Origin of the sequence: Streptomyces humi (assembly GCF_001005085.2) — a bacterium.
Taxonomy (GTDB): Bacteria; Actinomycetota; Actinomycetes; order Streptomycetales; family Streptomycetaceae; genus Streptomyces; species Streptomyces humi.
The window spans coordinates 44,968-62,866 of sequence record NZ_LBMU02000023.1 but is presented as its reverse complement, the minus strand read 5'-3'; the positions used below and the strand labels follow the sequence as shown (position 1 = coordinate 62,866).

Genomic DNA, 17,899 nt, shown 5'->3' with positions numbered 1-17,899 from the left:
GCGGCGCGTCAGGCGGCCTTCTCCTGCTCCTCGGGCAGCGGCACCTGCGGTCCGTCCGCCTCCAGGAGCCAGCGCCGCAGCACGCGGTGCACGGACTCGGCGCCGACGAGCTCCTCGCCGTCGGCCACCGGCGCGGACACGGCGAACGGTGACAGCAGGAACGGCCTGCCCTGCGCCCCGCCCAGTCCGCCGTGCGAGCCGATCTGCTCCTCGAACGCCAGGACCTCGCCGTCCTCCGGGTCGTACCAGGAGTTGACCATGATGTCGGCGGTGTGCGGAAAGGAGTGGGTGCGCCGGACGGCGTCCGCGGCGCCCGGCCCGAAGGCGGCCAGCGGTCCCGGCCGGGTGTCCAGCCGGTCCAGCGGGATCTCCGCGCCGTGGGCGCCGAGCACGACCCCGCCGTGTTCCTCGCTGCGGACCAGCAGGAACCCGATGCCGGGGTGGTTGGCGAGGGTGGTGAGCAGCGCCGGGTGGCGGGCGTCCAGTTCCTCCTTGGTCATCCGGTGCGGAACGTCCGGGAACGAGACCAGGCCGAGGTTGCCGGAGGCGAGCACGACCGGTTCCGAGTGGCGGGTCGGCCGGTGCTTCTCGCCTCCCTCCTCGACCGGCCTGCGCAGGGCCGCCCGGACGGCGGCGCGGGCCTCGGTGCCGCTGTGGGTGCGCTCGGCGCGCCTCGGCACGTGCAGTCCGCAGCCGGCCCGGACCAGGTCGCCGAGGGTGAGCCCGTAGCGGGTGCGGAAGGTCTCACCGGGGCTCTGCCCGTGGTCGGAGAGGACGACGATCCGGTAGGGCCGCGGGGCGTGCTCGGCGGCCTTGCCGATCAGGGCGAGGGCGCGGTCCAGGCGTTGCAGTACCTTCTCGGCGTCCCGGCTGCGCGGGCCGGAGTGGTGGGCGACCTCGTCGTAGGCGACCAGGTCGGCGTAGACGGCGCTGCGGCCGCCGAGCAGGTCGCCGATGACCGCGGCGACCACGACGTCCCGCTCGACGACCGTCGCGAAGGCGCGGACCAGGGGGTAGAGGCCGCCGCGCCCCACACGCGGGCGCTGCCGGTGCAGCCGGGCCGTGAGGGACTGGCCCACCTCCCGGCCGACCTCGGCGAAGAAGGAGAGCGCGGTGCGGACGGCGTTGGCGGGGTCGGCGAAGTACGCGAAGTATCCGGCGCGGGAGCGGTTCTTGCGGCCCCGGCGGCGGGTCGCTATGGACAGCACCAGGGCCTGTTCCTCGGCGCCACCGCTGAAGAGGTTGCCGCGGCTGGCGCCGTCGACGGCGAGCAGCCCCCCGTCGGCGGTGCGCTCGACGGCGCGGCGCTGGAGCTCTGCGGCGCTGGTCGGCCGGTTGCAGACCATCACCTCCCGGCTGTCCTTCTCGTACCAGCGGAAGGCGGGGATGTCGAAGTTCGAGCCGTGCAGGATGCCGAGCTGGCTGGCGCCGGTCTGGCTGGACCAGTCGGTGCGCCAGGGGGTGAGCCGGTGGCTGGTGCCCAGCCAGGCGGCCACCGTGGGCATCAGGCCCTTGGCGACGGCGGCGGTGAGGACGTCGTGGCCGACGCCGTCGAGCTGGAGGAAGACGGTGCCCGGGGCGGTCGCGCAGGGTGGGTGGGATCTGCGGCGCCGGGTGGCCAGCCGGGACAGCCGGTGCCGGTAGGCGTCGTCGTCGCGGACGGCGAGGGCACCGCCGGTGGCGGAGGCCACGGCGGACATCACGGCGGCCACGATCACGGCGGTCTCCGGGGCGGCCTCGCTCTGCCCGGAGGGGTTGATGCGCAGGGCGACGAGGAGCAGGGAGCCGTTCAGGAAGAAGACCAGCAGGCCGAGGACGAGGGCGGGCACCAGCAGCAGCAGTCGTACCAGCAGGGGCCACACGACGGCCGACAGCACACCGAAGGCGCCGGCGCCGAGGGCGGCGGTGACGGCGATCCGGGTGGCGCTGTCACCGTCCGCGGACTGGAGCTGGAAGTCGGGCAGGATCCCGGCGAGCACCAGCATGGTGACGGTGGAGACCGCCCACACCGCCACACTCCGCCCGAGCTGACTGACGACCCGCCGCCACCGCACGCCCCACCGACCTCGGCTCCGAGACCCGCGCCGGCCGCGGATCAGTCTGCCGCCCAGACTGTCATACGGGCCGCGGTCCCCGGCCCTACCGCCCGTCGTACCCCGCCGTCGGCATCGAGAGCCGCCGGTGGACGCGCGCCTTCATCTGGGCGTCGTAGCAGGGCTCGGCGCGGCCCACCGTCTCCACCCGCACCCCGCGGCGCGCGCACTCCGCCGTGAAGGCCTCGACCGACGACAGCGCGCTCTCCAGGACCCGTCTGCTCGGGGCGACGAAGACGTCGAGGCCGGGGCGGACGCCCGCCCACAGGGCGCTGTGGTCGGGCCGCAGACCGCGGACCAGGAGTTCCCGGGCGATGACGTACCCGTGTTCCACGGCCCAGCGCGCGCACATCGCGTGCTGGCTGCGGGAGTCGACCAGAAACGGGTCGATCTCCAGTTCCTCCAGGGGTGTCAGACTCGCGATGGCGGTCACCCGCACCCGGGCGAGCCCGCCGGAGGCACCCCGCACCTGTCCCATGGCGTCCCCCTCACCTCCGGGTTTCGCCGCCGACCCTACTCCTGCACGTAGGCTTCGGGGAGTCGCGCGAAGGAGGCAAAGAGGGTGCCGGTGGAGATCACCTGGTGGGGCCACGCCACCTGCACGATCGAGGATTCGGGCGTACGACTGCTCACCGATCCTCTGTTCGCGCGCCGGCTCGCCCATCTGCGCCGGCGCCGGGGCGCCCCGCCCCCGTCCGAGGCCCGCCGCGCGGACCTCGCGCTCGTCTCCCACCTGCACGCCGACCATCTGCACGTCCCCTCGCTCGCCGGGCTCGCCCCGGGTACGCGCCTGCTTGTGCCCCGGGGCGCACGACGTGCGGTGCCCGCGCTCCGTCGGCTCCGGCAGCTGCGCGTCACCGAGGTCGGTGTCGGCGACGAGATACACGTCGGCCGGCTCGTGGTGCGGGCCGTGCCCGCGCTGCACGACGGCCGCCGGCTGCCGGTCGGCCCGCACCGCTCCCCCGCCCTCGGGTACGTCGTCGAGGGCGCGGCACGGACGTACTTCGCCGGGGACACCGGCCTGTTCGACGAGATGGCCGAGGCGGTGGGCCCGGTGGACGTGGCGCTGCTGCCGGTCGGCGGCTGGGGGCCGTACCTCGGGGAGGGGCACCTCGACGCCGGGCGGGCGGCGCGCGCGCTGGCCCGGCTGGCGCCACGGAGCGCGGTGCCGGTGCACTACGGCACGTACTGGCCGATCGGCATGGACGCCGTGCGCCCCCATGAGTTCCATGCGCCCGGTGACGAGTTCGTGCGCCTCGCGGCGGAGTACGCGCCGACGGTGGCGGTGCACAAGCTCGGCCACGGGGAAGGCGTGCGGCTGGAGGTCGCACGGTGAGACTGCTGCTGGTCGTGACGGCCGCGGCCGGGTCCACGGCGGCGACCACCTCGTCCGTGGAGTCCGCACAGCAGGCCATCGGCTATCCGACCCTGTTCCTGCTGGTGCTGATCGGGGCGCTGGTGCCGGTGGTGCCGACGGGGGCACTGGTGAGTTCGGCGGCGGTGGTGGCGTTCCACCAGACGGCACCGTTCGCGCTGGCGCTGGTGTTCGTGACGGCGTCGCTCGCGGCCTTCCTCGGGGACGCGGCACTGTACTGGCTGGGGCGGCGCGGGCTGCGGTCGAAGAACGGGTCGCGGTGGCTGGAGGCGATACGTTCGCGGGCGCCGGAGGAGCGGCTGGAGCAGGCGCAGTCGAAACTGGCCGAGCACGGGGTGGCGGTCCTGGTGCTGTCCCGGCTGGTGCCGGCCGGGCGCATACCGGTGATGCTGGCGTGTCTGCTGGCCGAGTGGCCGCTGAGGCGGTTCGCGCGGGGCAACGGGCCCGCCTGTCTGGCGTGGGCGGCGACGTATCAGGTGATCGGCATTCTGGGTGGGTCGTTGTTCCCGGAGCCGTGGGAGGGGGTCGTGGTGGCGGTCGCGCTGACGGTGGTGATCAGTGTGGCACCGGGAGTGTGGCGGCGGGTTCGGTCGGCCGGGTGACGGCGCGTCGCGGGGCGCGGGTGCCGTTGTGCTTCCTCGCGAGGTCCCACGCGCGGTTCCACGCGCGGTTCCGCGCGCGGTCCCACGCGCGGTTCCACGCGCCTCTGACGGTGCGCTCTAGTTGACGGCGCTGTCCGACGGGGCACGCTCCAGGATCCTCGATCCCCCCACCGGCAGGTCCCACAGGTCCTCGCGGGCCAGTTCGGCCTTCTCCCAGGCGGCCCGTACCCGGGTCAGCGGCTCCAGGACCGGTTCCGCCGAGAGGATGAACGTGCCCCAGTGCATGGGGGCCATCCGTCGCGCACCGACGTCCTGGGTCGCCCGGACCGCCTCCTCCGGGTCGAGGTGGACGTCGCTGAGCCACCAGCGCGGGTCGTAGGCGCCGATCGGCATCAGGGCGAGGTCGATGCCGGGGTAACGGCGGCCGATGCGGTCGAACCAGTGGCCGTAACCGGTGTCGCCGGCGAAGTAGACGCGCTGTCCGTCGGGGCCGGTGAGGACCCAGCCGCCCCAGAGGCTGTGACAGGCGTCGGTGAGGGTGCGCTTGGACCAGTGGTGGGCCGGGACGAAGTCGAGGCGGACACCGGACAGTTGGGCCGCCTCCCACCAGTCCAGCTCGGTGACGGTGGTGAAGCGGCGGCGGCGGAACCAGCCGCCGAGGCCCGCGGGCACGAAGACGGGGGTATCGCGCGGCAGCCGGCGCAGGGTGGGGGCGTCGAGGTGGTCGTAGTGGTTGTGGCTGATGACGACCGCGTCGACCGGCGGCAGCGTCTCCCAGGGAACGCCGACCGGGGTCACCCGGGCCGGGGTGCCGAGGATCCGGCGGGACCAGACGGGGTCGGTGAGGACGGTGAGGCCGCCGATCCGGACGACCCAACTGGCGTGTCCCGCCCAGGTGACGGCGACCGTGCCGACGTCGGCCCGGGGCAGCGGGCCGGGTTCGTAGGGCAGCCGGGGGATGTCGGCGAGCCCTTGGCGGCCGGGGCGGACCGAGCCCTCACGGGCGAAGCGGGCCATGGCCTTGAGACCGGGCAGCGGGGCGGTCAGGCGGTCGTGGAACGTCCGCGGCCAGACCCGGAGTTCACCCAGCGCACGGGGTTCGGCGAGCGGCGGGAAAGGGGGCGTGACCGGCGCCGGGGCCGTGGGGACGGCGGGACTCCGGGCCGGCACGGCGGCCGGTGGGGCAGTGGACGGTGCGGAGGCGGGCGCTGTGACAACGGTCGGCGTGGCGGTGGGCGCTGTGACAACGGTCGGCGTGGAGGCGGGCGGGTCGGCAGGCGGCGTGTCGGCGGTCGTCGTGGCGGCGGTTGTCGTGGCAGCGGTCGTCGTGGCGGACCCTGACTCTTGCGTCTGCTGCGTCATCGAGGAGGCTCCCATCGCTGAGCGTCGTCGCGGAGATCGTCGAGTACCGACCTCAAGGACATCAACGCGCGTTGCACGTGTGACAGTTCCAACGGCGCGGGGGACGTGAGGCATTCCTGGCGTTCTGCCTCGGTCCCGCCCAGCAGCGGCCCGGTCGCCAACCGCACGCGCAGCGCGCCGAGATCGTCGCCGAAGCGGTGGCCGCCGGGGGCGGGCATGCCGAGCCGTGCGGTGAGGAATTCCTCCAACTCCTGTGCGTCGCCGACTCCTTGGCCCGCGAGTCCGGAGCGCAGCGGCTCCAGGTCGGCGTACAGGTGCCGGCCGGCCTGCGGGGGCCGGGCCAGCGCGCCGCCGGCGACGACCGCGGTGTGCGCGGCGGCGGCCAGGCGCGCGTGCAGCCGTACGGCGGCCGCCCGGCGTACGACCACCGCCTCGGGTTCGTCCAGCGCGTGCCCCGCGGCGAACGCGACGGGGCCGGCGAGGCGGGCGCCCATAGCGGTGAGGACGTCGAGCACGCGCGCGTGCAGGGCGGCCCCGGTGTCGCCCGCCGGGAACCGGGCGACGGCGGCGGGCCAGCCCGCCGGCAGCAGGGCGCCTGCCAGGTCCGTCACGACGGTGACCCGGTCCGGGAGCATCTCGGCGGGGCTGAGCAGCACGGTGGCGTCCGGGGCGTGCACGGTGTCGCGCCAGGTCTCGTCGCTGACCAGGTGCAGCCCCTCGGCGGCCGCCGCCTCGACGGTCTCGTGCAGCAGCTCGGGCGGGGCGACGGTGGCGGTCGGGTCGTCGGCGACGGAGAGGACGAGCAGCCGCGGGTCGCCGCCCTCGTCGCGGACCCGGCGCACGGTCTCCAGCAGCGCGTAGGGGTCGGGAGCGCCGCCGGACTCGGCCGGGGTCGGCACGTGGAAGACGGGCCGGCCGAGCAGCCGGGCGTACGGCGCCCACCAGGCGGCGCAGGGGCGCGGCACCAGGACGTCGCCGCCCAGCGCGGCGGTGAGCGCGAGCAGCAGGGCGGGGGCACCGGGCCCGGCGGTGACCCGGCCGGCCGCCACGGGCAGCCCGCGCCGCTCCCAGTAGCCGCGGGCCGCGTCCAGCAGCGCCGGCCCGCCGCCGACGGGTTCCTCCGCGCCCCGGCTCGCGGCGGCGGCCAGCACGGCGGACAGGTCGGGCAGGACGGGCAGCCCGTCGTCGGGCAGGGGCGGACCGTAACGGACCGGCCCGTGTCCCACGGCCGACGACGGCAGGTCCTCCCCGGCGGCCGGCTCGTGCGCCCGCGCCCGGCTCCCGGCGGCCGTGCCGTGCGCCGGTCCGTGGCCCTCGGGGTCCGTCCGCCGCATGTCCGCCTCCGCGCAGTCCGTGGTGCCGTGTGCTGTCCGGTCCGGGCCGTGTTCCGCCGTCGGGGCACGGCGTACGGTGCCGGAGTGGTCGCTCCGGGGTACCCGCCTCCGGCCGTGTCACCCGTCCGCGCGGGCCCGCCCGCCCCACAGCCGACCGGACCGCCCGCCCCACATCCGACCGGACCGCCCGCCCCAGAGCCGGCCCGGTCCGCCGCCGCACACCCGGTACACCGCGCCGCAGCAGGCGGCCGCGATCAGCAGCGCGCCCGCGGCCAGGGCGGGCACGGAACCGTTGTAGGCGCCGCCGTCCCCGGCCTGCACGCCGTGCTGCACGCCCGCCGGGGCACAGGCCGTGTCACCGCCCCGAGCGCCACCGCACTCCTGTCCGTCGCCTCCGCACTGCTGCCGCGTGTCACCGGAACAGGGCCGCTCCCCGCCCTGCCAGCCGCCCGTGCCGCCGCCGCCGTGACCATCCGCACCGCCGCCGTCCCCGTGCACGGCCGTCCCGCCGCCGTCGCCATGACCATCCGCACCGCCGCCGTCCCCGTGCACGGCCGTCCCGCCGCCGTCGCCATGACCATCCGCACCGCCGCCGTCGCCGTGCACGGTCGTCCCGCCGTCGCCACCGGGATCCCCGGCACCGCCGTCCCCGTGAGGAACCGGGGCCTCTTTCCCGGGCGGGACCGGGCCCCCTCCGTCCTGCGGATCCATGACGCCGTCCCCGGGCGGGACCGGGCCCTCGCCGCCCTGCGTATCCATGACGCCGTCCCTGGGCGGGACCAGGCCTGCGCCGTCCTGCGGATCCATGACGCCGTCCCCGGGCGGGACCAGGCCCGCAGCGCTCCCCGGTCCCGTGCCGTCGTCGGCCGGTGGGATGCCTGGGACGCCCGGGTCGGCTGCGGCCGGCGGGGTCCAGGACGGCTGCCGGCCGACGCCGGCCGCGGGGCAGGCCCCGTCGGTGGTACGGGTGCCGTCGCCGCCGGTGCCCGCCGGGCCGGCACCCTCCGTACGGCTCTGGCAGCTGACGGGGCTCGCCCCGGCGGCGGAGGACACGGCTGCGGCCGTACCGGCGACGCCGAACGCGGCACCCGCCAGGACGGCGACGGACAGGGCCCGAGCGGTGCGGCGCATGGGTGGGACTCCTCGCACGTACGACTCCGGGGGCACGGGGCCCGTACCCCCGCAGCCATCACAGCCCGCCCCGCCCGGCGCCGCGCGCGGCCGGACCCCATTCGCGGGACACCCGCACTCTTTCGGGTGACCTGACCGCCCGGAACCGGCAGGTCACGAGCCGGCGGTCGAATCCCCGTGTCGGTGCCCTGTCCCCGGGTACGCGTGCGGCACCCCCATGCGGAAGGTAGTGAGCATCATGCGGATCGCGTTTCTGGCCGCGCCCGAGGGCGTCGAGCAGGTGGAGCTGACCGAGCCGTGGAAGGCGGCGTCCGACGCCGGGCACGAGCCGGTGCTGGTGTCGACGGCGCCGGGGACGATCCAGGGCTTCGAGCATCTCGACAAGGGCGACACGTTCCCGGTGGACGAGGTGGTCGGTGAGACGTCGGCGGAGTCGTTCGGGGCGCTCGTGCTGCCGGGCGGGGTCGCCAACCCGGACTTCCTGCGGACGGACGAGAAGGCCGTCGCGTTCGTGAAGGGCTTCTTCGACGCGGGCCGGCCGGTCGCCGCCATCTGCCACGCGCCGTGGACGCTCATCGAGGCCGACGTGGTGCGCGGCCGGACCCTGACGTCCTGGCCGAGCCTGCGGACCGACATCCGCAACGCGGGCGGCACCTGGGTGGACGAGCAGGTCAAGGTCTGCGACGGCGGCCCGAACAAGCTGGTGACCAGCCGTAAACCGGACGACCTCAAGGCGTTCTGCGAGGCCTTCCTCGACGTGTTCGCCGAGACCGGCCGGGCCGGCGGCTGAGCCGGGGACCCGGCGGCGCGGCGGCGCTCAGCTCGCCGGGGTCCGCGGCGTCGCGGCCTCGGCGCAGCTGCGCTCCCGGGCACCTTCCCGGGTGCGGCCGGCGGCGACGGGGCGGCGCGGATTACGGCGCAGGTACTCGCCCTCCAGCTGGGCCATGCGCTCGTTGTGGGCGCGCAGCGCGTCGTTGGAGCCGTACAGCAGGGTGTCGTGGCGCGTCCGGTGGATGGTCTCCAGCTCCTTCATGAGCTGCTGTTCGTCCAGCCGGCTGGGGTCGACTCCGGTCATGGTGGTACCCCGCTCGTCGTGTGGGTCCCGGCGGTCCGGATTCCTGCCTCCACTGTACGAACATCCGGGCCCGCGGGCCTCCTACCGCACGCGCTCCACCCGGCGCTCGTCCCACACCGGCTCGGTGGCCTCCCGGACCCGGCCGTCGCTGCCGAAGACCAGGTAGCGGTCGAAGGAGCGGGCGAACCAGCGGTCGTGGGTGACGGCGAGGACCGTGCCGTCGAAGGCCTCGAGCCCTTCCTGGAGGGCTTCGGCGGACTCCAGGTCGAGGTTGTCGGTCGGCTCGTCGAGGAGCAGCGCGGTCACGCCCTGAAGCTCCAGCAGCAGGATCTGGAACCGGGCCTGCTGGCCGCCCGACAGGCGCTCGAAGGTCTGCTCGGCCTGCTGGGTGAGCTCGTAGCGGCGCAACCGGGACATGGCCGCACCGCGGTCCTGGGAGTGTTCCGTCCACAGGATGTCCAGGAGGGTGCGGCCCTCCAGCTCGGGGTGGGCGTGCGTCTGGGCGAAGTGGCCGGGCACCACCCTGGCGCCCAGCTTCCACTGTCCCGTGTGCGCCACGTCCTCGCCGGCCAGCAGCCGCAGGAAGTGCGACTTGCCGGAGCCGTTGGAGCCGAGCACGGCGACCCGTTCGCCGTAGAAGACCTCCAGGTCGAACGGCTTCATCAGGCCGGTGAGTTCGAGCTGTTCACAGGTGACGGCGCGGACGCCGGTACGGCCGCCCTTGATGCGCATCCTGATGTCCTGCTCGCGCGGCGGCTCCGGGGGCGGTCCGGCCTCTTCGAACTTGCGGAGCCGGGTCTGCGCCGCCGCGTACCGGGACGCCATCTCGTGGGAGACCGCCGCCGCCTGACGGAGCGTCAGGACCAGCTTCTTCAGCTGGGCGTGCTTCTCGTCCCAGCGGCGGCGCAACTCCTCGAAACGGGCGAAGCGTTCACGGCGGGCCTCGTGGTAGGTGGCGAACCCGGCGCCGTGCACCCAGGCGTCGGCTCCGGTGGGCGAGGGCTCCACGGAGACGATCTTCTCGGCGGCCAGGGAGAGGAGTTCGCGGTCGTGGGAGACGAACAGGACCGTCTTGCGGGTCTCCTTCAGCTGCTGCTCCAGCCAGCGCTTGCCGGGGACGTCCAGGTAGTTGTCCGGTTCGTCGAGGAGCAGCACCTCGTCGGCGCCCCGGAACAGCGCCTCCAGCACCAGCCGCTTCTGCTCGCCGCCGGAGAGCGTGCGGACCTGCCGCCACTGCGCCTTGTCGTACGGCACCCCGAGGGCGGCCGTGGTGCACATGTCCCACAGCGTCTCGTGCTCGTAGCCGCGCACCTCGGCCCAGTCGGCGAGGGCCTGCGCGTAGTGCAGCTGGGCGGCCTCGTCGTCGACGGTCATGATGGCGTGCTCGGCCTTGTCGACGGCCCGCGCGGCCTGCTGGATGCCGGGCGGCGCGACCGACACGAGGAGGTCGCGCACGGTCGTCTCGTCGCGTACGGAGCCCACGAACTGGCGCATCACGCCGAGGCCGCCGCTCACGGTGACGGTGCCGGCGTGCGGCTTCAGCTCGCCTGAGATCAGCCGGAGCAGGGTCGTCTTGCCGGCGCCGTTGGGGCCGACCAGGGCGACGGCGGTGCCCTCACCGACCCGGAAGGAGACGTCGCCGAGCAGCGCCCTCCCGTCGGGGAGGTAGTACTCAAGGTGCGCGGCTTCCAGATGTCCCATGGTCAGGGATTCTGCGGGGCCCACCGGGGGTGGGGCAAACCGTTATCGAGGCAGTCCTTCGGGTGCGGCCCGGTGGGGGCTGGTCGCGCAGTTCCCCGCGCCCCTGAAGGGGCGCCGAGTGGACGCCCCTGAAAGGGGCGCGGGGAACTGCGCGAGCAACCACCGCGCACCCGCACCCGGCGTCACTCGGCCAGGTCTTCCACCACCTCGCCCGTCGGCCCGCTCGCCCCTGTCGGTTCCACCACGGCCCCCTCCCAGGACAGCGCCTTCCAGCCGTCCGCAGGGGAGCCCTCCAGGATCACCACGCCGGTGTTGTCCAGGGGCCGGGACGCGGCGTAGGGGACGTCGACGTTGAAGGCGCGGGCCGCCGTCCACAGCCGGATCGCGGCGCCGTGGCTGATCATGGCGACCGTCCCGGCCCCGCTCGCGAACGCCTCCGCGACCACCGCGTCGTAGCGGCCCAGCGCCTCCGTGCCGGTCTCGCCGCCCGGCATGCGCAGCCCCGTGTCGCCGGCCGCCCACGCGAACACGGTCCGCATGTACTCCTCGCCGGCCCCGGAGTGGCCGGGCAGCATCTCCAGGTCGCCGGCGGACACCTCGCGGATGCCGTCGCGGACGATCGGTTCGAGACCGCGGGCGGCGGCCAGCGGGGCCGCGGTGAGCCGGGTGCGGGTCAGGGTGGAGACGTACAGCGCCTCGATGTCCTCGTCGGCGAGGGCCGCGGGAAGGGCCGCCGCCTGCCGTTCGCCGAGGGCGGTCAGACCGGGCCCCGGAACGGCGGTGTCGAGCAGGTAGTCGACGTTGGCCGGGGTCTGCCCGTGGCGTACGAGGAGCAGGCGCATCCGGGGGTTTCCTCTCACTTCTCACTCGACCGCACCGCGTGCGGGCAGGAAACAGCCACTTCAGGGTAACCGGACCCGCATGAGCCCAGATGTCGACCTGACCGTCCCGAAGCCCGGCCGGCACGCGCTGCGTGACAGGCTGCTCGCCCTCGACTCCCGCCTGTTCGAGGTGGCCGCCGAGCGGAACTGGCCGTTCGCCGAGCCGGTGCTCCCCCGGCTGAGCCGCAGCGCCAACCACGGGGTGCTGTGGTTCGCGGCGGCCGCCGCGGTGGCCGCCTCCCGCACCCCGCGGGCCCGCCGGGCGGCCGCCCGTGGCCTGGCCTCGCTCTCCCTGGCCTCGCTCACCATCAACACGCTGGGGAAGCGCTCGGTGCGCCGGCCGCGGCCGCTGCTCGACCCGGTCCCGGCGGCCCGGCAGCTGAAGCGGCAGCCGATCACCACCTCGTTCCCGTCCGGGCACGCCGCGTCGGCGGCCGCCTTCGCGGCCGGTGTGGCCCTGGAGTCCCCGGCATGGGGCGCGGCGGTGGCGCCGGTGGCGTTCTCCGTCGCCATGTCCCGGGTGTACACCGGCGTGCACTTCCCGAGCGATGTGCTCGCGGGCGCCGCGCTGGGGGTGGGTGCCGCGTTCGCCGTCCGCGCGCTGGTGCCGACCCGGGCGCAGACCGGTCCGCCGCCCCGGCCTCTCGCGAAGGCCCCGGCACTCCCCGGCGGGGAGGGTCTGGTGGTGGTCGCCAACCGGGCCTCGGGCAGCTCCGACCGGGTGCAGGCGCTGCACGACGAGCTGCCGGAGGCGGAGCTGGTGGAGTGCGAACCCGCCGACGTGAAGGCCGAGTTGGAGAAGGCGGCGATGCGGGCCAAGGCGCTCGGGGTGTGCGGTGGCGACGGTACCGTGAACACGGCCGCCGCCACCGCCCTGCGCCACGGGCTGCCGCTCGCGGTGCTGCCCGGCGGCACCCTCAACCACTTCGCCTACGACCTGAGCGTGGAGGACGGCCGAGGTCTCGCCCGGGCGGTGCGCGAAGGCGCGGCGGTCCGGGTGGACGTGGGCCGTTTCACCGCCGGCGAGCGTCAGGGCATCTTCCTGAACACCCTGAGCCTGGGCGTCTATCCGGAGCTGGTCCGGGAGCGGGAGCACTGGGCGCACCGGATCGGCAGCTGGCCCGCCGAGGTGCTGGCCGCGGTGCGTGTGCTGCGCACGGACCGGCATCCGCTGAAGGTCGAACTGCGCGGCGAGACCCATCCGTTGTGGCTGCTGTTCGTCGGCAACTGCCACTACCGCCGGATGGGGCTGGCCCCGGGCCGCCGCACCGACCTGGCGGACGGGCAGCTCGACGTGCGGGTGGTGCACGGCGGCCGGCACCCCGCGCTGCGGCTGCTCTCCGCCGCCCTCGCGGGCCCGCTGACCCGCTCCCCCGCACATGCCGAGGCCCGGGTCAGGCGGCTGAGCCTGACCGGTATCGCGGCCGGCACCCCGCTCGCCTACGACGGCGAGGTGATCGACGTGTCCGGTGAGATGACCGTGGAGAAGCTGCCGGAGGCGCTGACCGTGTACCGGCCGCTGCCCTGATCCGCGAACGTTCCTGATGAACCGTCAGTCCACATCGTAAAACGTGGGTCTCATCATTCGGCATGCGGGCGTAGCGTCGTGGACACCGCGGGACGGGGTCGTCCGACCCCGTCCGCCGGTGTGACGCGAAGGGGTTGGGCCATGTCGAAGCCGCAGGAGACCGCTGTCTACACGCACGGGCACCACGAGTCGGTGCTGCGTTCCCACACCTGGCGCACCGCCGCCAACTCGGCCGGCTACCTGCTCGGCTCGCTGAAGCCGCACATGCGGATCCTGGACATCGGCTGCGGCCCCGGGACGATCACGGCCGACCTGGCGGAGCTGGTCCCGGACGGGCGGGTCACCGGTGTCGACCGGGCGCCGGACATCCTGGAGCAGGCCCGGGCGACCGCCGCGGCACGCGGCCTGTCGAACGTGGACTTCGCGGTCGCCGACGTGCACGCGCTGGACTACCCGGACGACACCTTCTGCGTGGTCCACGCCCACCAGGTGCTCCAGCACGTGGGTGACCCGGTGCAGGCGCTGCGCGAGATGCGCCGGGTCACCAAGCCGGGCGGTTTCATCGCCGTACGCGACTCGGACTACGCGGCGATGACCTGGCACCCGCCGGTACCCGGCCTGGACGACTGGCTGGCCCTGTACCGGCGGGTGGCGCGGGCCAACGGGGGCGAGCCGGACGCCGGGCGGCGGCTGAAGTCGTGGGCGCTGGCGGCGGGACTCACCGACATCACGGCCACCTCCGGCACCTGGACGTACAGCACGACGGAGGAACGGCAGTGGTGGGGCGGGCTGTGGGCGGACCGTACGGTCGCCTCGGCCTACGCCGAGCGGGCCACGGAGGGCGGGCACGCGACCACCGCGGAGCTGCGGGCGATCTCGGCGGCCTGGCGGCAGTGGGCGGAACAGGAGGACGGCTGGTTCGCCGTACTGCACGGGGAAATTCTCTGCCGCAAGTGAGCCTGATTCCGGCATTTCGGGAAACCCGGGTCGCAGGAGGTTCAGACCATGGTTCCCATTCTGCTGGTACTGCTTCTGGTGCTGATTCTCTTCGGCGCCGGGTTCGCGGTGAAAGTGCTCTGGTGGATCGCGCTGGCCGTCCTGGTGGTGTGGCTGCTCGGATTCCTGGTACGTGGCACCACCGGCGCCGGCGGCAGGGGCCGCTGGTACAGGTGGTGAAGCCGCCGACAGCGGCCGGGTCACCGGCGCGGCAGTAGTGGTCCCAGCGGCCCGAGGTCCAGATTGAGGTCCTCGGGCCGCAGTCCGTAGCGGTCCCGCAGCTCGGCCATGCGGTCCTCCAGGAGCATCAGGGTGAGCCCGATCCGCTCCTCCTGCTGCTCGGTGAGGTCTCCGGTGTCGAAGCGGCGCAGCGCCTGCCGTTCCATCAGCTGGCGCAGCAGTTCCACGACCGTCAGCACGAGTTTCACCAGATCGCGCTCCACCGTGTCAGGGTCGAGGTCCATCCGGTTGCGGTGCTCGCTCACGTCGGCTCCCCCCAGGGTGCGGGCACTTGGGCGTTGACCGAGCTGATCAGCGCGTTGAGGTCGATGCGGACGAGGTCGACGTCCGCGATGCGCAGGGTGATGTCGCCGGTGATGACGACCCCGCCGGCCAGCAGCCGGTCGAGCAGGTCGACCAGGGCGACCTCACGGCGTTCGACGACGGTCACCGGGACTCCTCCCGCCGCGTCGCCTCCACAGGTTCGGTGAAGGAGTACGCGGCCCACGGCCCGGTGAGTTCCACGCGCATTCCCGGAGCCTCGTCCTTCGTACGGTCGACCAGTTCCACGAATTCCTCGGAATCCGCGCGCCGCACCAGATAAGCGGCGTTGAGCAGGTTCTGCCCTGCGACCCCGGACAGCGAGGCGTTCTGCGGCGGGTGCAGCCGGGAATCCTCGGCACGCTCGGAAAGACGCTCGTGCAGCGAACGGGCGAACTCCTCGGCCGCCTGCCATTTCTCCTCGTGCTCACGGGTCTGTGACCGCCGCTGCCGCAGGTAGTCACGACCGCTGGCGGGCCGCCCGGCGGGCGTCGGCGGCCGGTCGGGCTCCGACGGCTCGGCATACAGCTTCACACCCCACTCGACCCGGCCTTCGAGCCGGTCGAGGGTGTGCAGGAAGTCGTCCTCGCGGCTCTCCATCATGGTCCGTACGCCGCTGTCGTCCCGGAAGACGGTGGCGAGCCGGAGCGGCAGCGGGGTCGTCACCGTGGTGAGCGCGTCGATCACGCCCTGGTGGGCCCGGGCGGTCGCGGCGAGCCAGTCCAGGTCCTCCAGATGGTCGCGCAGCGGCGCCTCGGAGAAGTCCCGTTCGGGGACCGTACTGACGACGGCGACCAGGCCGTGGTGCCTGAGCAGCCCCGGCGGGGTGCCGCCCACGCCGGTGAGCTGGGCCTGAAGGGCCGCCTCGAAGGGGCGGCAGACGGCGTAGACGTAGCGGAGTCCGCCCTGAGCGGTCATCCGTCCTCCTTCTGGTGCTGTCCGCGGCCCGCCTCCAGCGCCTCCAGGGCCGCGAGCCGCTCCCGCAGCTCGTGGTTCTCCCTGGTGAGCTGGTCGCTCCGGGCCCGGGTGGACAGCTCCGGGTCGTGCTCCCACCAGTCGATGCCCATCTCCTTCGCCCGGTCGACCGAGGCGACGACCAGGCGAAGCTTGATGGTGAGCAGTTCGATGTCGAGCAGGTTGATCCTGATGTCGCCGGCGATCACGATGCCCTTGTCGAGGACGCGCTCCAGGATGTCCGCGAGGTTCGCCCCGCCCCCGTCACGTCCGTACGGCTCGGGCAGCCGACCGGCCATCGTCATCGACGGCTCCCGGACTCGGCGTACTCGTCCTCGTCCTCCAGTTCGTCCTCAGGTTCCTCCTCGCCCTCCTCGTCCTCCTCGTAGTCCTCGTCCTCGGCGCCCTCGGCGTCCTCGGCTTCGTACTCCTCGGGCTCCCCGGACTCGTCGGACTCTTCGGTCTCCTCCTCATCGTCCTCCTCCGGGCCCTCCTCCGCCTCGTCGTAGGGTTCCTCGCCCTCGTAGGACTCCTCGTCCTGCCCCTCGGCGTTCTCGTCCTCGGCGTTCTCCTCCTCGGCCAGGGCGTCCTCGTGGCTGACGACGACCTCGCCGTCGCGGATCTCGCCGCGCCAGCCGTCGTCCACCTCTCCCTTCATGGAGATGTGGCGGGCGTAGTGCTTCAGGTCGAGCCGGGCGCGGCGGCCGGAGGCGCGCCAGATGTTGGCGGTCTTCTCGAAGAAGCCGCTGGGGTAGTACTCGATCACCAGCAGGATGCGGGTGAGGTTGTCGTCGAGCCGGTGGAAGGTCACGACACCCTTGTGGGTGCCCTTGGCGCCCTCCGACGACCACTGGATGCGGTAGTCGGGGACCTGCTCCAGCGTCTTCCCCTTCCAGCTGCGGCTGGACCACCAGATCTTGCCCTGCCAGTCCGACGTGGTGTCGTCGGCCCGGCCGGCGCTCTTGACGCCCTTGGCGAAGGTGCTGAAGTCCTGGTAGCGGGTCCACTGGTCGTAGGCCGTGCGCACCGGGACGCCGACGTCGACGGATTCGATGATGACGGTCGGCTTCTGCCCCGAGCCCTTGCCCTTCCCCTTGCCCTTGCCGCCCCCCAGGTTCTTCACCTTGTCCATGACGGTGTCCTTGGCGTGGGAGAAGCCGAGTTCCAGGGCGGAACGCACGGGCCCCTTGCCCTCGGCCACCTTGCGGCCGGCGTCGAGGGCGAGCTTGCCGAAGCCGGGGCTGTTGCCCTCGGCGATGTCGTTCAGTTTGCCGGTGGCCTCGCCGAGTTTGGTTCCCGCGCCCATCAGCAGACGCTGGGCCTGGGCGGCGAGGTACTCCTGGAGTTCCGCCTTCAGGCGGTCGGCGGCCTCGGAGCGGGCCGCGTTGCCGATCGGTCCGGTGTTCATCGGTCACCGCCTCCCTTCGGCCGGGCGCGGCCGGCCGTCTTCTTGGCAGCGGCGCGGCCCTGTGCGGCCTTCTTGGCGGGCGCCTTCCGGGCCGGAGCCTTCTTGGCGGGCGCCTTCTTCGCCGCGGCCTGCTTGGCCGGGGCCTTCTTCGCCGCCTTCTTCGCGGGCGCCCTGTCCCGCCGCCCACGCTCGTCCTCGGACCCGTCGTCCTCGGCCCTGCCGTTCTCCGCCCCGGTGTTTTCGTCCGTGGCGTCCTCGGTGTCCTCGGTGTCCTCGGCGTCCTCGGCGTCCTTGTCGGACCGGCCGCCGCCGAGACCGAGGTCGCCGGTGTCCGGTACGACGCCGGCCAACTGGTCGCGTACCTGTTCGGTACGGCCGTGCAGCCGGTCGGCGAAGGCGTCCAGCTGGCGTTCGACCATGGCACCGGAGGCGGCCTTGCCGACCCCGCGCAGGTCCTGGCGCAACTGGTCGCCGATCTCCTTGAACTGCGGGTTGGCCCGCAGTTGCTGGTTGGCGAGGTCCAGCAGGGCCTTCGGGCCCAGGTTCAGCCGCTTGCCCGCCACCAGCGAACCCACGGCGACGGCCATTTTGAGCTTCTTGGTCCTGCCCAGGAGATATCCGGCCCCGATCGCGAGGCCCAGTCCCATGCGATTCATATATGCGTCCCATTGCCGTGCCCCACGTCATTGCGCAGGGCGGTCTCCAGCCGGTCGAGGAGTTCGTCCTCGGCCCGGTCGAACTCCTCCTCGTCGATCTCGCCGGCCTCCAGCCGCTCTTCCAGGCGGCCCAGTTCGGCCCGGACGGTAGCGGGGTCGTAGTAGATCCGCTCCGCCTCGTTCACCACCTGCTCGATGACCCAGGCGCTGCCGCGCACAGGCGCGAACGGCAGCAGCAGCAGCTCCTTGACGAGTCCCATGAG

Annotated in this window: 21 protein-coding genes; 6 read left to right on the top strand and 15 right to left on the bottom strand. The window is 73.8% G+C overall.

Annotation, left to right across the window (positions count from 1 at the left end; translation table 11 throughout):
• Positions 1-8 precede the first annotated feature (8 nt).
• Both AAW13_RS09490 and AAW13_RS09485 read right to left on the bottom strand, forming a co-directional pair.
• On the bottom strand, positions 9-2,054 hold the full coding sequence (locus tag AAW13_RS09490) for an alkaline phosphatase family protein (RefSeq protein WP_276207587.1): 2,046 nt from the start codon (positions 2,052-2,054) through the stop codon (positions 9-11).
• Between the two features lie 85 nt (positions 2,055-2,139).
• Positions 2,140-2,571, bottom strand: a complete 432-nt coding sequence (locus tag AAW13_RS09485; RefSeq protein WP_046730158.1) for a hypothetical protein — start codon at positions 2,569-2,571, stop codon at positions 2,140-2,142.
• Positions 2,572-2,655: 84 nt separating this feature from the next.
• Between AAW13_RS09485 and AAW13_RS09480 the strand changes: the two genes are divergently transcribed.
• Both AAW13_RS09480 and AAW13_RS09475 read left to right on the top strand, forming a co-directional pair.
• Positions 2,656-3,429 (top strand): MBL fold metallo-hydrolase, encoded by a 774-nt coding sequence (locus tag AAW13_RS09480; RefSeq protein ID WP_046730157.1) that lies wholly within the window; start codon positions 2,656-2,658, stop codon positions 3,427-3,429.
• Positions 3,430-3,506: 77 nt separating this feature from the next.
• On the top strand, positions 3,507-4,070 hold the full coding sequence (locus AAW13_RS09475; RefSeq protein WP_420855449.1) for a DedA family protein: 564 nt from the start codon (positions 3,507-3,509) through the stop codon (positions 4,068-4,070).
• A gap of 117 nt (positions 4,071-4,187) precedes the next feature.
• Here AAW13_RS09475 and AAW13_RS09470 read toward each other — a convergent pair whose 3' ends face one another.
• The 3 genes from AAW13_RS09470 to AAW13_RS47390 all read right to left on the bottom strand — a co-directional run bounded on the left by AAW13_RS09470 (position 4,188) and on the right by AAW13_RS47390 (position 7,897).
• A complete protein-coding gene (locus tag AAW13_RS09470) occupies positions 4,188-5,432 on the bottom strand; it encodes an MBL fold metallo-hydrolase (protein ID WP_420855444.1) in 1,245 nt (414 codons plus the stop codon).
• The gene (locus AAW13_RS09465; protein ID WP_107483284.1) at positions 5,429-6,766 is read right to left on the bottom strand and encodes an aminotransferase class I/II-fold pyridoxal phosphate-dependent enzyme; all 1,338 of its coding nucleotides are present in this window, start codon (positions 6,764-6,766) and stop codon (positions 5,429-5,431) included. The genes AAW13_RS09470 and AAW13_RS09465 overlap by 4 nt, the downstream gene beginning before the upstream one ends.
• 117 nt (positions 6,767-6,883) lie before the next feature.
• Positions 6,884-7,897, bottom strand: a complete 1,014-nt coding sequence (locus tag AAW13_RS47390; RefSeq protein ID WP_046730155.1) for a hypothetical protein — start codon at positions 7,895-7,897, stop codon at positions 6,884-6,886.
• A 238-nt stretch (positions 7,898-8,135) separates the two neighbouring features.
• On the opposite strand from AAW13_RS47390, the gene AAW13_RS09455 reads away from it, so the two are divergent.
• Positions 8,136-8,687, top strand: a complete 552-nt coding sequence (locus AAW13_RS09455) for a type 1 glutamine amidotransferase domain-containing protein (protein WP_046730154.1) — start codon at positions 8,136-8,138, stop codon at positions 8,685-8,687.
• Between the two features lie 27 nt (positions 8,688-8,714).
• On the opposite strand, the gene AAW13_RS09450 is transcribed toward AAW13_RS09455, so the two are convergent.
• The 3 genes from AAW13_RS09450 to AAW13_RS09440 all read right to left on the bottom strand — a co-directional run bounded on the left by AAW13_RS09450 (position 8,715) and on the right by AAW13_RS09440 (position 11,515).
• Positions 8,715-8,972 (bottom strand): DUF6158 family protein, encoded by a 258-nt coding sequence (locus tag AAW13_RS09450; protein ID WP_046730153.1) that lies wholly within the window; start codon positions 8,970-8,972, stop codon positions 8,715-8,717.
• A gap of 81 nt (positions 8,973-9,053) precedes the next feature.
• A complete protein-coding gene (locus AAW13_RS09445; RefSeq protein WP_046730152.1) occupies positions 9,054-10,673 on the bottom strand; it encodes an ABC-F family ATP-binding cassette domain-containing protein in 1,620 nt (539 codons plus the stop codon).
• Between the two features lie 182 nt (positions 10,674-10,855).
• Positions 10,856-11,515 (bottom strand): histidine phosphatase family protein, encoded by a 660-nt coding sequence (locus tag AAW13_RS09440; protein ID WP_046730151.1) that lies wholly within the window; start codon positions 11,513-11,515, stop codon positions 10,856-10,858.
• 79 nt (positions 11,516-11,594) lie between these two features.
• Here AAW13_RS09440 and AAW13_RS09435 point away from each other — a divergent pair, with 79 nt between their 5' ends.
• From AAW13_RS09435 to AAW13_RS09425, 3 genes are all read left to right on the top strand, one after another.
• A complete protein-coding gene (locus AAW13_RS09435; RefSeq protein WP_046730150.1) occupies positions 11,595-13,082 on the top strand; it encodes a bifunctional phosphatase PAP2/diacylglycerol kinase family protein in 1,488 nt (495 codons plus the stop codon).
• A 141-nt stretch (positions 13,083-13,223) separates the two neighbouring features.
• Entirely contained in the window at positions 13,224-14,039 is an 816-nt protein-coding gene (locus AAW13_RS09430; protein ID WP_046730149.1) for a class I SAM-dependent methyltransferase, read from the top strand.
• Between the two features lie 48 nt (positions 14,040-14,087).
• Entirely contained in the window at positions 14,088-14,258 is a 171-nt protein-coding gene (locus AAW13_RS09425; RefSeq protein ID WP_046730148.1) for a hypothetical protein, read from the top strand.
• A gap of 20 nt (positions 14,259-14,278) precedes the next feature.
• Here AAW13_RS09425 and AAW13_RS09420 read toward each other — a convergent pair whose 3' ends face one another.
• Genes AAW13_RS09420 through AAW13_RS09390 form a run of 7 tightly spaced genes read right to left on the bottom strand, consistent with a single transcriptional unit; the run spans position 14,279 to position 17,896 of the window.
• On the bottom strand, positions 14,279-14,542 hold the full coding sequence (locus tag AAW13_RS09420; RefSeq protein WP_079178772.1) for a gas vesicle protein K: 264 nt from the start codon (positions 14,540-14,542) through the stop codon (positions 14,279-14,281).
• Between the two features lie 17 nt (positions 14,543-14,559).
• Positions 14,560-14,748, bottom strand: a complete 189-nt coding sequence (locus tag AAW13_RS09415; RefSeq protein WP_046730146.1) for a gas vesicle protein — start codon at positions 14,746-14,748, stop codon at positions 14,560-14,562.
• Positions 14,745-15,536: a GvpL/GvpF family gas vesicle protein gene (locus AAW13_RS09410; protein WP_046730145.1), complete on the bottom strand. Its 792-nt coding sequence runs from the start codon at positions 15,534-15,536 to the stop codon at positions 14,745-14,747. The genes AAW13_RS09415 and AAW13_RS09410 overlap by 4 nt, the downstream gene beginning before the upstream one ends.
• The gene (locus AAW13_RS09405; RefSeq protein ID WP_046730144.1) at positions 15,533-15,877 is read right to left on the bottom strand and encodes a gas vesicle protein; all 345 of its coding nucleotides are present in this window, start codon (positions 15,875-15,877) and stop codon (positions 15,533-15,535) included. Before AAW13_RS09405 ends, AAW13_RS09410 begins: the two co-directional genes overlap by 4 nt.
• Positions 15,874-16,980, bottom strand: a complete 1,107-nt coding sequence (locus AAW13_RS09400) for an SRPBCC family protein (protein WP_046730143.1) — start codon at positions 16,978-16,980, stop codon at positions 15,874-15,876. The genes AAW13_RS09405 and AAW13_RS09400 overlap by 4 nt, the downstream gene beginning before the upstream one ends.
• Positions 16,977-17,636: a hypothetical protein gene (locus tag AAW13_RS09395; RefSeq protein ID WP_046730142.1), complete on the bottom strand. Its 660-nt coding sequence runs from the start codon at positions 17,634-17,636 to the stop codon at positions 16,977-16,979. Before AAW13_RS09395 ends, AAW13_RS09400 begins: the two co-directional genes overlap by 4 nt.
• A complete protein-coding gene (locus tag AAW13_RS09390; RefSeq protein WP_046730141.1) occupies positions 17,633-17,896 on the bottom strand; it encodes a gas vesicle protein GvpG in 264 nt (87 codons plus the stop codon). Before AAW13_RS09390 ends, AAW13_RS09395 begins: the two co-directional genes overlap by 4 nt.
• Positions 17,897-17,899: the final 3 nt, after the last annotated feature.

Coding starts and splice junctions, on each gene's coding strand:
- AAW13_RS09485 (WP_046730158.1), bottom strand. CDS start 2,571: ATGGGACAGGTGCGGGGTGCCTCCGGCGGGCTCGCCCGGGTGCGGGTG.
- AAW13_RS09470 (WP_420855444.1), bottom strand. CDS start 5,432: ATGACGCAGCAGACGCAAGAGTCAGGGTCCGCCACGACGACCGCTGCC.
- AAW13_RS09465 (WP_107483284.1), bottom strand. CDS start 6,766: ATGCGGCGGACGGACCCCGAGGGCCACGGACCGGCGCACGGCACGGCC.
- AAW13_RS47390 (WP_046730155.1), bottom strand. CDS start 7,897: ATGCGCCGCACCGCTCGGGCCCTGTCCGTCGCCGTCCTGGCGGGTGCC.
- AAW13_RS09455 (WP_046730154.1), top strand. CDS start 8,136: ATGCGGATCGCGTTTCTGGCCGCGCCCGAGGGCGTCGAGCAGGTGGAG.
- AAW13_RS09450 (WP_046730153.1), bottom strand. CDS start 8,972: ATGACCGGAGTCGACCCCAGCCGGCTGGACGAACAGCAGCTCATGAAG.
- AAW13_RS09445 (WP_046730152.1), bottom strand. CDS start 10,673: ATGGGACATCTGGAAGCCGCGCACCTTGAGTACTACCTCCCCGACGGG.
- AAW13_RS09440 (WP_046730151.1), bottom strand. CDS start 11,515: ATGCGCCTGCTCCTCGTACGCCACGGGCAGACCCCGGCCAACGTCGAC.
- AAW13_RS09435 (WP_046730150.1), top strand. CDS start 11,595: ATGAGCCCAGATGTCGACCTGACCGTCCCGAAGCCCGGCCGGCACGCG.
- AAW13_RS09430 (WP_046730149.1), top strand. CDS start 13,224: ATGTCGAAGCCGCAGGAGACCGCTGTCTACACGCACGGGCACCACGAG.
- AAW13_RS09425 (WP_046730148.1), top strand. CDS start 14,088: ATGGTTCCCATTCTGCTGGTACTGCTTCTGGTGCTGATTCTCTTCGGC.
- AAW13_RS09420 (WP_079178772.1), bottom strand. CDS start 14,542: ATGGACCTCGACCCTGACACGGTGGAGCGCGATCTGGTGAAACTCGTG.
- AAW13_RS09410 (WP_046730145.1), bottom strand. CDS start 15,536: ATGACCGCTCAGGGCGGACTCCGCTACGTCTACGCCGTCTGCCGCCCC.
- AAW13_RS09405 (WP_046730144.1), bottom strand. CDS start 15,877: ATGACGATGGCCGGTCGGCTGCCCGAGCCGTACGGACGTGACGGGGGC.
- AAW13_RS09400 (WP_046730143.1), bottom strand. CDS start 16,980: ATGAACACCGGACCGATCGGCAACGCGGCCCGCTCCGAGGCCGCCGAC.
- AAW13_RS09395 (WP_046730142.1), bottom strand. CDS start 17,636: ATGAATCGCATGGGACTGGGCCTCGCGATCGGGGCCGGATATCTCCTG.
- AAW13_RS09390 (WP_046730141.1), bottom strand. CDS start 17,896: ATGGGACTCGTCAAGGAGCTGCTGCTGCTGCCGTTCGCGCCTGTGCGC.